The organism is Pirellulaceae bacterium (assembly GCA_019636385.1).
Taxonomy (GTDB): Bacteria; Planctomycetota; Planctomycetia; order Pirellulales; family Pirellulaceae; genus Aureliella.
On record JAHBXT010000004.1, the window covers coordinates 731580 to 744536 of the forward strand.

Consider the following 12957-nt stretch of genomic DNA (forward strand, 5'->3'; position numbering starts at 1 on the left):
AATTATTCCGCCGGTAAGTTAAAGTTCTGCATCGCTTTGCCCGCAGCCGATAACTGTTCACCAATCTGCTGGATGGGGATGGTTTGAAAATCGACCAAGCTGTCGTAGCGCGGTTGCGTCGAATAGCCTCGCTCGCCCTCCAGGACCGCTTCGACCTCGGCTTCCAAGGCGGACAGCCATTGCGGCACATCCAGGCCAACGCCGGTAGGCTGCTCCATCATCAATTTGCACTCTTCGATCAGCAGCTCAAACAGCGGTGATTCAATGCCTTGCTGGCGATATTGGCGAATGGCCGGGCCCACCAGGGCTCGCATGCGATCAACCGTCATCGGGCGCGTAAATCGTTCGTGCAGTCGATCGGCTACGGTAGGCATGCGCATAGCGTACTTGGCCTGCAACTCCGTCAGTTGCTCAATGTAGATTTCGCTTTCGCGACTGATGCGTTCGGCCAACGCCCGCCGCCACTGCTGAGCGGCTTGATGACATCCGGCACGCACCAAAACTTCGTGCGTCCAATAGATGGGTTTTAGATTCCAACTTACGCGATCGTAACGCACGCGCAGACGCAAGAAATCCAACAACATATACAACATCTCGCCACGATCCGATTGCGTCGTAGTACTGTTGTAGTCGCGATATTCGCTGTAATGATCGATGATCGCTTCCAAGACCACACTCAACAGTTTTTCTGCTTCGGCACGCTCCACCTGGCCACTGAACAGATCATTCAACAAATCTTCAAACTCAGGACTGTTGTTTTCCTGTTGCAATTGATCTATCCAGCGAGCCACTCCCTGGTGCAGGATGGCACGCACGTTGCCCAAGCGCAAGAAACTTTGGGAGAATATCGGGCCACCATACTTTTGGATGAATTCGACCAACTTGGCCCACTTACGGGCATTATCGACGGTCTCCAACACGCTCAACCGCAAGGTGCGGCTGTGAGCCAGCCAACTGGTTAACAGGACTTCGGTAGCTGTTTCCAGTACCGCAATCATCGCGTCGCTGGTGGGTTCGAGGTCCGCCAAATTCTCACCGTCGTGTGCGTCCAGATTGACGGCCACCAACGACGACTTCCGCTTGCGCGTCGTGGCGGACGTAATTGTTGCTGGCCGACCATTCAAAAAGTTTTGGACGATGGCGCGGATCACCGACACGAAGCCCAGTTTGAACATGTCGTCAAACTCGGTGACCGCGCCGGGACCGATCGGATTATGATGCTCCATGAAACGCGCCGTCTCGATCAAGTGACAGGTCTGATAAAAAAAGCCTTGTCGTGGCAACCAAGACAGCAGATGCGACAACATGCGGCGCCGCAGGCGCACTTGGAAGATCGATGCCGGCTCGCCGCCTCGCGCCAGCGGTATGTACAACAAATTCTTGGTCCGCAGCGCTACTAACAATCGCGAAAACGTCTGCTCAATGCGTTCGCGATTACCGTACAGCAACCCACCCATCGTCTCCACGGCCAGCCGATCATCATCGGACAAACTGGTCATTTGCTCCACGACGCTGGGACTGTCGTCGCTGCAGCCATGTAGATTCGCCAGCAGTAAGCGGCGCGCATCGGCCGTTTCAACTGCGGTAGAGATGATTTGATCCAACAAGGACTCTTTGATCAATCGCGTGCGGTCGTAGCGGGTCATGGCGTCGGGCGTTGTGCCGGAGTCGCCAATCCGATAGCTGGCCACGCTCTTCATCAAATTCAGCAGACCCTGGCGATTCTCTGCCGCTTGAGATGCCCAAGACTCCATCGCCGGCAGACGCAAAGCCCGCTCGGCGCACCGGCCCATCAACTCACGCCGCAAGTGCCGACTGAGCGCCGCTCCTTTCCACATCTGAGCCACGGCCGACAGGAACGTTAAATGCCGGCTCAACCGATTGGATTCTTCCAGCAGCTCGGTCGCCGTGTCTGAATCGCTACCCTGCTCTTCCGGTACATGGCTATCGATGCCATCGTCCGTTGAGTCGTTGTAGACGACATCTTCGTAGGCTGCTTGGTACAACCCCGTCGAATCGTCGTCCTCCTCTTCTATTTCATCGCTCAGATCGTCAGCGCTCAGCGAACTCGCCTTCTTGACGTCCTCTGCCAACGCAAAGCTGGGAGGCTTCCAATATTGCTCAGCATTGGCTTCCAAATAGTCAAAGAATTTCTGAGCCACGCTCCAATTGAGTTGTGTCTGTTGTTGATCGTCCAGGGCACGCTCCAGGCATTGCATCCAGCGTCGCGCCAACTCGGAAAATGAAGCTTCGCCCTTCTGCAGCCCAATGCGATCCGCTTGACCAAGCCAGTGAATGAGCAGCGCTTTGGAAGCCACAAAGTCCTGGCGGTCCAGCAACGATTCAATCACCAGCGCATAAGCCTTGGGGGAATCGAACAGTTCCAAGTGCGGGGTCCAGAAGCGCAGGTCGCCGGCACTAGCGCCCCCAGCATGCCACAGGTGCAGCGCCTTGGCCACCAGGATTGCCGATTGCAAGGTGTCGTGGGGATCGGTGGCTTCCAATTCGGCAACTTCATGGGCCGCAAACTGCCGCCACCATTTTACGGTGCTGCGCAGCCGCGACTCGACCTGCTGGCACAAGTCCTCGCGCCCCGAGGCTGCCGACTCACGCCACAACCGCGACTGCAACGCGAGCACCGTTTCCATCAGATGCACGACATCCTCAACGCGATGGTCGTGAACAGCCGAATCGGGCCCATCAAAACGCGCAAAATTCCCTGCAAACCCGAGGATATTCCAGGGATCAACGATGGCTCCACACTCGATGCCCCGGTGAATCCAATCCATGATCTCCGGGAGCACCGCCACCGCTTCGTCTAGCTGCCGATTTTTTAAGTTCAGGTCAGCGCCGGTGATCAGGCAGTCGATATGCGATACGATGCGCGCCGAAGGAACTTGTACGAATTCGGATTGCTCGCGCGCCGCCAGCGCGTTGCCCATGCGCGCAAACAATCGCGCCAAATGGACGTGTTCCAATTGGCTGGCGCGATGTTTTGCCAAGTAAGTATTGAGGTGCTGCCGCGCGCCGCCCAACGGTTGTCGCCGTATGCGCTGTTCCTCCTCCAGCCGCTGGCGGTGAATGCCCGTGACTTTGCTCAACAAACACTCGTAGAATTGATCTCGATACTGAGCGATTGGTCCCAGCAGACTGGCCAGTGTGGTCGTGGACTGGAAGGCACCAGGGCCTGATCCGGATATACCTGAAGCCATCAGGATCGTGCCGGCCAACACCGACGCCGCCTCGAAGAGCAATTGGTCGGGCGGACCAATGTGCTGGTCCAGGGTGCGAGCCAACAGGGCGTCCAGCGTCACCTGCTGGATCACGAATCGCCGGTAATTGCCGGCATTGTCGATGCAATGCGGATCCCACTGGCCGAAGTGGTAGTTGGGGCGTTGATTCACCGGATGGTCGAAGTCATAGGCTCGCGAGTCAAGCGCCAGCTCGTCCAAATTGCCGAGCTGAAAGCTAGCCTGACGGAGGATCTCTTCTGGCGTCTCTTGAAGAATTCTCAAACACTCGGATATCACCGCGTGGTAGGGGCCAGCCGTCGCGCCAGCACCGGCGATATACAAGGGAATGGGCCGGACCCACTCGTGGTCATACGGCTCCAGACGTCGGCCTTCCAAGACGGCCACCGGTCGATAGCCTACGAAATCGTTCAGATGCGCAATAGCTCCCTGGATAATCCGTTCCTGCTCATCCCAGGGACTACCCTGCAGCACGATCGCCTCGATAGCCTTACCTATGAAGAAGCCATTGAAAACGCCTTCGGCCTCTTGGTGGAACAGCAGATCGCGGTGGAAATCCAGGTAATCTGGCAGCAATCTCAACCACACCAACTCCAAAACGCTGGCGGCTTGGGAATGATCGTTGAAAGCTGACTGCGACTCGGCCAGCGTTGCCAAGGCATCCTGCAACCACTGCTGAACCTTCAGCCAGGCTGGCATTCCCGCGTACGGATTACCGGGCAGCGCATCGGCATAGATTCGGTTGCAAGCCGACAGCAGGGCAGCGTCCATGGTGCTGGAGGAGAAGTTCATGTACCCCAGCAATTGCGTCAAATCTTCGCCGCGCTGAGTGTCGCTTCTAAACTTCCCCACGTGCAAATCCCTGGGCAGACAATTGATTCAATTCGGTTGCTGGATGCATATCGTCCTAAACATTCAGCCATAGACTGCGCGTCGTACATTCCCCCCAGCCTTGGATTGACTACCGCACTGGGGTTCAAATGGTTACAGAATCGTAAAGCCATTCGCCCAAAGGGTCTAGGGACCTGCCCGCCCTTCACAGCAACCACCTCCCCGCGCCCCGTCGGCTGCTTGGTAGCTATGTCCGCCAGATCTTGCTACTTGCGACACAGGCGGATTTCTCCGTCCCCTACCCTCTGCAGTTCCAGCGACCCGATGGCCCCGAAGCCGCCCGTAAAACCCCCAAACCCAGTGAAAATGGCGGATGATCGACCATATTTGGCCTAGACGAGCGCAGAACCAAAGCTAACATTTATCACGCGGGATGGAGCAGCCCGGTAGCTCGCGAGGCTCATAACCTCGAGGTCGTCGGTTCAAATCCGGCTCCCGCAACTCTACCAACCCTGTCAAACTTTGTTTGACCTCCGGGTTAAGTATTTAAGCCGGCGATGGTGTAATCCACTGTCGCCGGCTTTTTTCGTTTTTCCGCGTGGTTTTTACAAAGTCAAACGCCCTTTGCCCCTATCTGACGTGGATCTCTGGGTCTCCAAGTAGAGACTCTCTATCGGTCGACTCCGCCCACCGCGGCGACAGCTTGTACCCCCGAATCTCACGACTCTCTTGTCTAAATGACCTTCGGCTTATGTGATTTTCCCAGGCCGAGAGACTCTCCAGAGACCACCCCAAAAATGCCGTTTTGGCCTGCAAAAAATCATTCTGTGGGACGTCGTCGGGACAAATTGCATAGATATCCCTGAGAAGCGGTTTGGTCCGGTTCGGTAGGTTGAATGTGCTTAAACATGCCTCAGGAGGTTATATGGCTGAGATGATCTCGCCGGTGGAGCAAGTAACGCGGGTGGCAGCACTGTTGGGACGAGCGGTGCTGCGATGGAAACGCGAAAAAGAACAATCGTCAGAAATCTCGGAAATCGTCTCGGACTCTCTACCCAAACGGCTTGAGTTTAGTCCGGTTTCCTCGCTCTCTGTGACTGGTCAAAACGACGAGGCAACGGGCCTCGAAGAGACCAGTTCAGACTCAGAGATAAATCCAAACAACCATGTGCGAGGAGCAACAAACAAAGATCGCAGCCTTGATCGTCGAAGCGATCTGGCGACACGCGAACAAGCTGGTCGAGCAACAGGTGATCGCATCTCAAGAGCCAGCCACACCAGTAAGCGACGCAACGATGCAGCGCGACAAGGGGGACGACGATGAGTCCTGATACGAAAATCAAGCTGGCGGAGTTGTCCGAGCTATCCATCGGCCAGCTTGCAGCCAAGTACGAAAAGCTGTTCGGCGAGAAATGCCGATCGAGGAACCGGCGCTATGTCTACCGCCGAGTTGCTTGGAAGATGCAGGCCGACGACGAAGGCGGCTTGAGCGAACGTGCCATTCTGCGAGCCACGGTCATTGCCGGCGAATCGCTGCTTCGGGTTACACCACCCAATGCTCGCAAGTCCAAGAAAGAAGTCCCGGCGTCCATTCCGGCAGATTGGGACCAACGCATCCCACCTCCGGGCCAAGTGATCGAGCGTCACTACAAAGGCAAACTTCTGATCGTGATGGTCATGACCGATGGCTTTGAGTTCGAGGGCGAACGCTACAAGTCGCTGACCGCAGTCGCACGTGCCATCACCGGATCGCACTGCAACGGTTTCCATTTCTTCAAACTAGGACAATCCAAATGAATCGCAAGAAACAAGAAGAAGATAGAAGTCGCATCCGTTGTGCGATCTACACTCGCAAATCCACCGAGGAGCGGCTGGACCTCGAATTTAACTCGCTTGACGCTCAACGAGACGCGGCCGAGTCATTCATCGCTAGCCAGAAGTCCGAAGGCTGGGTCTGCCTGCCCAAGCGCTATGACGACGGAGGGTTCTCTGGTGGCAACCTAGATCGACCGGCCTACAACGAGTTGATGAAGGATATCGAGGCGGGAGAAATCGACTGTGTCATTGTTTACAAGGTCGACCGACTAAGTCGCTCGCTATTCGACTTCGCCCAAACCATGAAAGCATTCGATGCCTCCGGAGTTTCCTTTGTCTCTGTGACTCAGCAGTTCAACACGACCAATTCGATGGGGCGATTGACGCTGAATATTCTGCTGTCGTTCGCACAGTTCGAGCGTGAAATCATCAGCGAACGCATTAGCGACAAGATCGCCGCTCAGCGTCAGAAGGGTTTGTGGTGCGGTGGACAACAAGTGCTCGGCTACGACGTCGATCGCTCTTCGACTAGCCCGAAACTGGTCGTCAACGCACAAGAAGCGGAGATGGTGCGAGAAATCTTTGATTCGTACCTAAGTCTGCAGTCGCTGTTACCGGTGGTCCAGAAACTAGATCAGCTTGGCTGGGCCAACAAGACCTGGCTGACTCGCAAAGGCCGTTACAAAGGCGGTCGACCATTCGACAAGTGTTCGCTGCACGCGTTGCTAACCAACGTCATTTACGCTGGCAAGATCAGGCACAAGGACCAGATCTACGATGGCCAGCACGAGCCGATCATCGATCGGAGCGTATTCGATAGAGTGCAAACTCAATTGAAAGAGCACGGACGTGGTAACGGTAATCGTTTAGTCAATCGCCACAATGCGTTGCTGAAGGGTCTGCTTCATTGCCCACCTGTGGATACGCCATGGTGCACTGCCCTACCAAGAAGATAAGCAAAGTCTATCGCTACTATGTTTGCCAAACCGCCATCAAACGTGGGCACAGCCAGTGTCGCACGGGTTCGATCCCCGCGCCGGCGATTGAGGCAGCTGTCGTCGAATCACTGAAATGCATCGTCGACGACGAGGGCGTGCGACGAGCCGTTTTTGAACAATCGGAGCAACTTCTACAGCAGCATCAACAGCGGCACGACTTGCAATTGCGCCAACTAACCAGTCAACGCTCACGGGATGAAGCCGAACTAAAACGTATAGCCACGGAAGGCGAAACTGGCGATCTCAACGACGCGAGACGCCAAGATCTAAAAACGCGGCTCGCCAAGACGCAAGCCCGGATAGCTGAGGTTGAAAAAGACTTCGAGCATTTGAAGCAATGTCGTTTCGGTCGGAGTGACGTTGAAGAAGCGGTAAGCGACTTCGATCGACTCTGGGCTATCCTTCGCCCGAAAGAGCGCGTTCAACTGATGGAGTTGCTGGTCTCGCGAGTTCAATACGATCGATTCGAGGGAGCCCTATCGATTTCGTATCATCCAACCGCAATCTCTGCACTAATCCAGAATGACGAAGAGGCTGCTTAATGAACACCGTTAAGAAGAAGCTCGTCCTCAACTGCACCACGCGGGAGGAACGTCAACAGTGCGAAGAACCAGAACTGCCGGGCCGGTTGCCACGGATCACGCGCTTGATGGCCCTCGCAATTCGCTGTGACGAACTGCTACGAACCGGCAAGGTTCGCGACCTCGAACACCTCGCCACCATCGGCAACGTCAGCCAACCACGCATCTCACAAATCCTCAGCTTGACGATGCTAGCGCCTGAAATCCAAGAGACGCTCCTCTTCTTGCCCCGCCTGTCTGAAGGCAAGCCAGAGATCTCCGAAAAGTCTCTCCGCAAAATTACCAAGATCGATGATTGGGACAAGCAGAGAAAAATTTGGAAAGAGATGGCAATTAGTTGTTTGATCGAGATACATTAATCTTTTCGTCAGATCATTCCACCATTCAATCCCCTAGGAACAAAATGCGAAAGCAGGATTGCCATTCGACTGCCCGCCTAGTCGTGTTGTTCGGTTCCATCTCAACTACTGTTACTCTTTGCTAGTTGATAAAATCGAGCGACGGATTACTGGCGAGATTTACCCTGTTAAGTAATTGTGGCATGATGGTTACGAAGATCACAGAAGAGTTCACGATGTACCTCAAACAAGTTGTGATAGAAAATGCTGGTCCAATTCAGCACTTGAGCTTCGACCTTCCATTCAACGGTGTTCTACCAAAGCCGCTTATTCTGGTCGGCCCCAACGGCAGTGGAAAATCCACGCTTCTTTCATTCATTGTCAACGCACTAATTGGCTTCAAGCAACAAGGCTATGAACACGCAGAAGTAGAGCTTCATAAGGTGTACCGAGTGCGTTCTGCTCAGTTCATCCGCAATGGTGCTTGCTGGTATCACGCAAAGCTCCAATTCGAAGGAGGCCTCTCGCTTGATGAATGGACCCTGAATCGCCCAAGGAAGGAATTTGAGGTCCAGGTAAGCCCACTCCCTGTTGACGAGAGTTGGAAAAATATACCGGAGGACCAATTCAATCACTTCGCACTGACTCCCCAGCCTGCTCATCCAATCCAACGCACACTATCGCGGCCTATTCAAAAAATGTTCGAACAAAACGTGGTCCTCTTTTTCCCGTCAGACCGCTTCGAACTACCTGACTGGCTAAACGAACAATCACTTGCGCAAGATCTGCACTTTCCAGAACCCACCAAGTTCGAGGGACAAACACCTCGTAAGATTTTTTCAAGAGCCTTACTCAAGCCAACATTGGAATGGATTAAGGCTGTGGCTCTCGACAAACTGCTGCATGAACATAATTATCCAAAGCCGGTCACGTTTGTACCAGGAGTTGGCTTCGTCACAGCGCCGATGAGTGAGCCAGTCAGCAAAGACGGTAGGATTATTGACTTTGTCAGTAAAGTACTCGCCCGCATTCTTGGAGCCGACAACGACGCGGTCCAGTTCCGACTTTCGCATCGTAACCTGGGAATTATTTCTATCGATTACGTTCGTTCCGGAAAGCCTGAGACAATACCCAGTTTACTTGGTCTCTCTGCAGGCCAAGCAGCTCTGTTTTGCGCCTTTACCAATGTGATCCGCGATTTTGACTTGGCGGGCGCGCCTTTCGACGATATTTCTGATATCAGAGGAATCGTAATTTTCGATGAGGGTGACTTGCACCTACACGTTGACCTCCAATACCGTGTCCTTCCAGAGCTAATCAAGTTATTCCCTAAGGTTCAGTTCATACTTACCGCACACTCTCCATTGCTTGTTATGGGGATGCGAAGCGTGTTTGGAGACGATGGCTTCCATGTACGAGAGATGCCTTCTGGCAAGCAAATCGAAACCGAAGAGTTCAGTGAGTTCAATCACGCGCTCGCTGCGTTTAGTCAAACTAGTGCGTATGACCGGCAGGTGCTTCAGCGTATACAGCAAGCAACCAGACCAGTCGTGATTACAGAGGGAAAAACTGACGTGACTCACCTTGAGGTTGCTTGGCGTAAGCTTTACGGCGAACAACCATTACCATTTGACGTTTTGTCGTGTGGAGAGTTCGGACCTCCGTCTGCCGATAGAGGTGGAGCAAAAATGCTGAGGACGATGTTACACGCCTGTTGCCTACATGTAGAGCGAAACGTTATTGGTCTATTCGACCATGACACAGAGGGCTCCGAGCAGTTTAATAGTTTGAAGAAAGATGACTTTGGCGATGGCGCAGACTTGACTCACTTGAAGCATACAAGGCAACCGGTGCAGGCCCTGCTATTGCCTGTGCCCACAGAGCGAAGGAATTTTGTTTCTACTGCTATCTCCTCCTGCTTCTTGGCGATGGAACACTACTATTCTGATTCAGTGCTCGATCAATTCGGCATGAAAGGCGATCCTGTTGTTGCGGACTCGGCAGTATTTCGTATTACGAAAAACAGGAAAACTGCGTTCGCCGAGACTGTGAAGAACTTGAACGTGGTGGAGTTCGTTAATTTCAAGATGCTATTTGAACGTTTAATAAATCTATTGGGTGTAAGTGTCCAGTCCGAAACGCCCTTACCAACAGAAACCTGTAATTCAATGGATACAAACATAACAATCTCGCCAACATTTGAGTTTGGCGAAACGGCTATCGAGATTGGGGCGTCTGCAGTTGAATTGCCGGATCATTCGCAACTAGCGACCACTTCATTTACAATCAGTTCCATTGATTCCGAAGCGAATAACTGTAGCGAAAGGGATAACGGCAACACTCTCAAAGATGACGGTCTGTCGAGTTGAGCTAGCTGATAGCTGTACAATTGCTCACAGGTATGGTGTTTGTCGTGCAAAGCAAAAAAGAACATGCTTCTGGCCTCAGCATTAGATGATGGACAAGATCGCTAGTCCGATCGATAAATCCGATCTGTTGACTTCTTTTTCGATTGCGTAGATTTTTCCGATTTTCCGGAGGCTTTTGACCAAAGGTGTCACTTGCCTACCGTCTGATATAGGGCCAAAAGGAAAAATAGCTAGCAATCGCTGGCGGCAGGTCTGACTTCACGGACGCACACAATGAGCCGCATTTTGTATCAGGTGTTTTATGCCCAGTTTTCATCTTCCCCATTTCAACGACATCGCAGTTCTGCGATCGATCGAACCTAATCGCTTCCGAACATTTCTTTTGCGATTCGACAACTACTTACGCAGCCAAGGATTCTCGATCCCTGAGACTGCAGAATTCACAGACGCTCACTTGCAGCGACTGATCGGCATCTTCAACGCACACGATGGTTCGACGCCGGCCGACATGATCGAGGCACTGTTTCACATCAGCGAGGTTTCCAACGACCAGGGAATGGAAGCCCTTTTGTTGGTTGCTTCTAAGACCGGTATCGAATTGCCTGAAGGCGATCTCACTCCGGCCGACCTCGCTCTGCTGATCTGGTTGAACGATCCGGACCAGTTGCGTCGCGCAAACTGCGAACGCATCGTACTTCGTTTTCAGTCGTTCTATTGTTTCATGAATCGCACACTCGAAGCGCCGTTGTTTGAAATGCCGGCTGAAGGAGTGCTGAAGAGGATTGAAGAACGCACCAACCAATTCAACCGCAATCGGCAACGAGGTGGTGGCGCGGCGGTTTGGATGTACGAGTTCGGTAACGAAGTGGCATTTCTGATTCGATTCGGAGGCTCACTCAAACGCGATGAGGTCATGGACAACGATAAGTGCCGACCCGACATCCGTCGTCCGGTTGGCTACGACCTGGTTGTCTACAACCTTGAGACTGGTGAACTGCGTATTCGTGCTGATCTGGTCAGCGAACGGCGGTTCTACTGTCGTTTGTTCAGCGAGCAAATAAAAGATCACGCGACGGACGGATTGCATGAATAGATCTGGGAGGGATACGATTTCGGCTCCCTCGAATCGAAGCGTACTGTCCAAGGAACCGTCGCAGCTGTTTCGAACCATGGGCAGACGTCGATTAAGACAGGGAGCAACTCTGGAGCTCCATGACGACATCCATGGAAATCTATTGGATTGGCGCTGGACCCACCCTAGCGGTTTGGTCGCGGCGCATGCTGTGTTTCTTCAACGACCGATTTTTGTCAACTTGGCAGAAGCCAACTATTTTCAAACGGATTCGTCCTCCACTAACGCTTGGACACTACCGTCTTTCACAGCATCCACCAATGAAGCGTGATCTTTCTCATTCTGGTCCGCGTACGCTAAGGCAAACTCCCCGATGGCCTCGTCGAAGCTCTCTGATTTACCGAGGTAGCCACTGATCAAAGCCGCGTCTCCTGATTTAGCATGAGCGTGCGCCAAAGTCCGGCCGCACAATTCTGCGTACAACATGGCCTGTGTCGCTGATGCACCTTCTTCGATGCGAGCCGACATTTCCATGTCTCTCAATTGACGCACGAAGAAATCCCGGCCACGCCGAGTTCTCATCCATCCAAGGAAGATATCGCTTGCGGACTGAATAAGACGTTGGCCTACGACGACGCGTTGACCGTTGTTTTCAAATAGGCTCTTACCCGCATAGGGTTCTAGCACGGACGGACAGGCTTGCTTGAACTGTAGTAGTAGAGGCTGATTTTCCGCAGAGAAAAATAGCCCGACAAAACAGCGTGTGCCCACGCTTCCAATGCCCACCGCTTTGACGACGATATCTTGAAGGCTGTAGCGATCAAAAAGTACACGGCGTTCGTGGGGTAACGACGACCGGTAATCCTCTAGTGCCTCCTGCACGATCGTCTCATACTCCGAATCAAGTTCTTTGTTGATATGAAACAGAGCCGGCGGTTGGTCGATTAGACGTCGGCGTCCAGCGACCTCTTCGCTAATCTGTGGATAGAGATAATCACCGATGCGCAGCTTAGCCTTGGCGATGAGTTCTTCCCTAATTTCTCTGATCTTCGAATCAGGGGCCATGTCGATGATGGTCTGTGCATCTAATCGATCATACCAGACGTCCAGAGGGCTCATCTTTGAGAACTCCCGCAAACGTTCGCGATATGCGCGGACACATTCACTGGCTGCCGCCTTTGCTCGCTTGTCGTTGAATTTTATGTCGCGTGCCGCCACCGCAAAACTGACCGCTAGTCGCTTTATATCCCACTCCCACGGCGCCGGGAGCGTTTCGTCGAAATCGTTGATATCAAAAATCAGATTTCGCTCAGGGGTCGCAAACAAACCAAAGTTGAGTAGGTGGCAATCTCCACACGCCTGTACCTGAATCCCAGTCGTTGGCGTATCGGCCAGATCTGACGCCATCAGCCCAGCAGAGCCACGTAGAAATGTAAAGGGACTAGGCAACATTCGACCGTAACGTATGGGAATCAGCTCCGGCAGACGATCCTCGTTAGATTGCCTGAGTACTTCGATCGGATCGCGGCGTTTCGTTGATGCATTCCAATCCGCGTGACATCGATGTGGAACATTCTCTCGCAGCGCTTTGCCAGCAGCAATCCGCTCGTCGCGCGAACGAAAGACTGGGCTTGTCGAGCCTGTTGTGTCCTCTTTGGTCTTAGTTTTCATAAAAAGCTAACGGGTGAACGGCATACAACTA

General features: G+C 53.2%; 9 protein-coding genes and 1 tRNA gene. 8 read left to right on the top strand and 2 right to left on the bottom strand.

Annotation, left to right across the window (positions count from 1 at the left end; genetic code table 11):
* Positions 1 to 2: 2 nt before the first annotated feature.
* A complete protein-coding gene (locus KF752_17315) occupies positions 3 to 4103 on the bottom strand; it encodes a hypothetical protein (GenBank protein ID MBX3423321.1) in 4101 nt (1366 codons plus the stop codon).
* A 406-nt stretch (positions 4104 to 4509) separates the two neighbouring features.
* On the opposite strand from KF752_17315, the gene KF752_17320 reads away from it, so the two are divergent.
* From KF752_17320 to KF752_17355, 8 genes are all read left to right on the top strand, one after another.
* A tRNA-Met gene (locus KF752_17320) sits at positions 4510 to 4583 on the top strand.
* Between the two features lie 424 nt (positions 4584 to 5007).
* Positions 5008 to 5406 carry a hypothetical protein gene (locus KF752_17325; GenBank protein ID MBX3423322.1) on the top strand — a complete coding sequence of 133 codons (399 nt, stop codon included), beginning with the start codon at positions 5008 to 5010 and terminating at the stop codon, positions 5404 to 5406.
* Positions 5403 to 5879: a DUF2924 domain-containing protein gene (locus KF752_17330; protein MBX3423323.1), complete on the top strand. Its 477-nt coding sequence runs from the start codon at positions 5403 to 5405 to the stop codon at positions 5877 to 5879. The genes KF752_17325 and KF752_17330 overlap by 4 nt, the downstream gene beginning before the upstream one ends.
* Positions 5876 to 6853 carry a recombinase family protein gene (locus tag KF752_17335; protein MBX3423324.1) on the top strand — a complete coding sequence of 326 codons (978 nt, stop codon included), beginning with the start codon at positions 5876 to 5878 and terminating at the stop codon, positions 6851 to 6853. Before KF752_17330 ends, KF752_17335 begins: the two co-directional genes overlap by 4 nt.
* Positions 6826 to 7437 carry a zinc ribbon domain-containing protein gene (locus KF752_17340; GenBank protein ID MBX3423325.1) on the top strand — a complete coding sequence of 204 codons (612 nt, stop codon included), beginning with the start codon at positions 6826 to 6828 and terminating at the stop codon, positions 7435 to 7437. Before KF752_17335 ends, KF752_17340 begins: the two co-directional genes overlap by 28 nt.
* Positions 7437 to 7835 carry a hypothetical protein gene (locus tag KF752_17345; GenBank protein MBX3423326.1) on the top strand — a complete coding sequence of 133 codons (399 nt, stop codon included), beginning with the start codon at positions 7437 to 7439 and terminating at the stop codon, positions 7833 to 7835. Before KF752_17340 ends, KF752_17345 begins: the two co-directional genes overlap by 1 nt.
* A gap of 215 nt (positions 7836 to 8050) precedes the next feature.
* On the top strand, positions 8051 to 10183 hold the full coding sequence (locus KF752_17350) for an AAA family ATPase (protein MBX3423327.1): 2133 nt from the start codon (positions 8051 to 8053) through the stop codon (positions 10181 to 10183).
* A 301-nt stretch (positions 10184 to 10484) separates the two neighbouring features.
* Positions 10485 to 11276, top strand: a complete 792-nt coding sequence (locus KF752_17355; GenBank protein ID MBX3423328.1) for a hypothetical protein — start codon at positions 10485 to 10487, stop codon at positions 11274 to 11276.
* 240 nt (positions 11277 to 11516) lie between these two features.
* Here the strand turns inward: KF752_17355 and KF752_17360 are convergent, their stop codons facing one another.
* A complete protein-coding gene (locus KF752_17360; GenBank protein ID MBX3423329.1) occupies positions 11517 to 12926 on the bottom strand; it encodes a DUF2252 domain-containing protein in 1410 nt (469 codons plus the stop codon).
* Between the last annotated feature and the right edge of the window lie 31 nt (positions 12927 to 12957).

What these genes read in the sequence shown, in the direction of transcription:
- KF752_17325 (MBX3423322.1), top strand. Translation starts at nt 5,008, where the DNA reads ATGGCTGAGATGATCTCGCCGGTGGAGCAAGTAACGCGGGTGGCAGCA.
- KF752_17330 (MBX3423323.1), top strand. Translation starts at nt 5,403, where the DNA reads ATGAGTCCTGATACGAAAATCAAGCTGGCGGAGTTGTCCGAGCTATCC.
- KF752_17335 (MBX3423324.1), top strand. Translation starts at nt 5,876, where the DNA reads ATGAATCGCAAGAAACAAGAAGAAGATAGAAGTCGCATCCGTTGTGCG.
- KF752_17340 (MBX3423325.1), top strand. Translation starts at nt 6,826, where the DNA reads ATGGTGCACTGCCCTACCAAGAAGATAAGCAAAGTCTATCGCTACTAT.
- KF752_17345 (MBX3423326.1), top strand. Translation starts at nt 7,437, where the DNA reads ATGAACACCGTTAAGAAGAAGCTCGTCCTCAACTGCACCACGCGGGAG.
- KF752_17350 (MBX3423327.1), top strand. Translation starts at nt 8,051, where the DNA reads ATGTACCTCAAACAAGTTGTGATAGAAAATGCTGGTCCAATTCAGCAC.
- KF752_17355 (MBX3423328.1), top strand. Translation starts at nt 10,485, where the DNA reads ATGCCCAGTTTTCATCTTCCCCATTTCAACGACATCGCAGTTCTGCGA.
- KF752_17360 (MBX3423329.1), bottom strand. Translation starts at nt 12,926, where the DNA reads ATGAAAACTAAGACCAAAGAGGACACAACAGGCTCGACAAGCCCAGTC.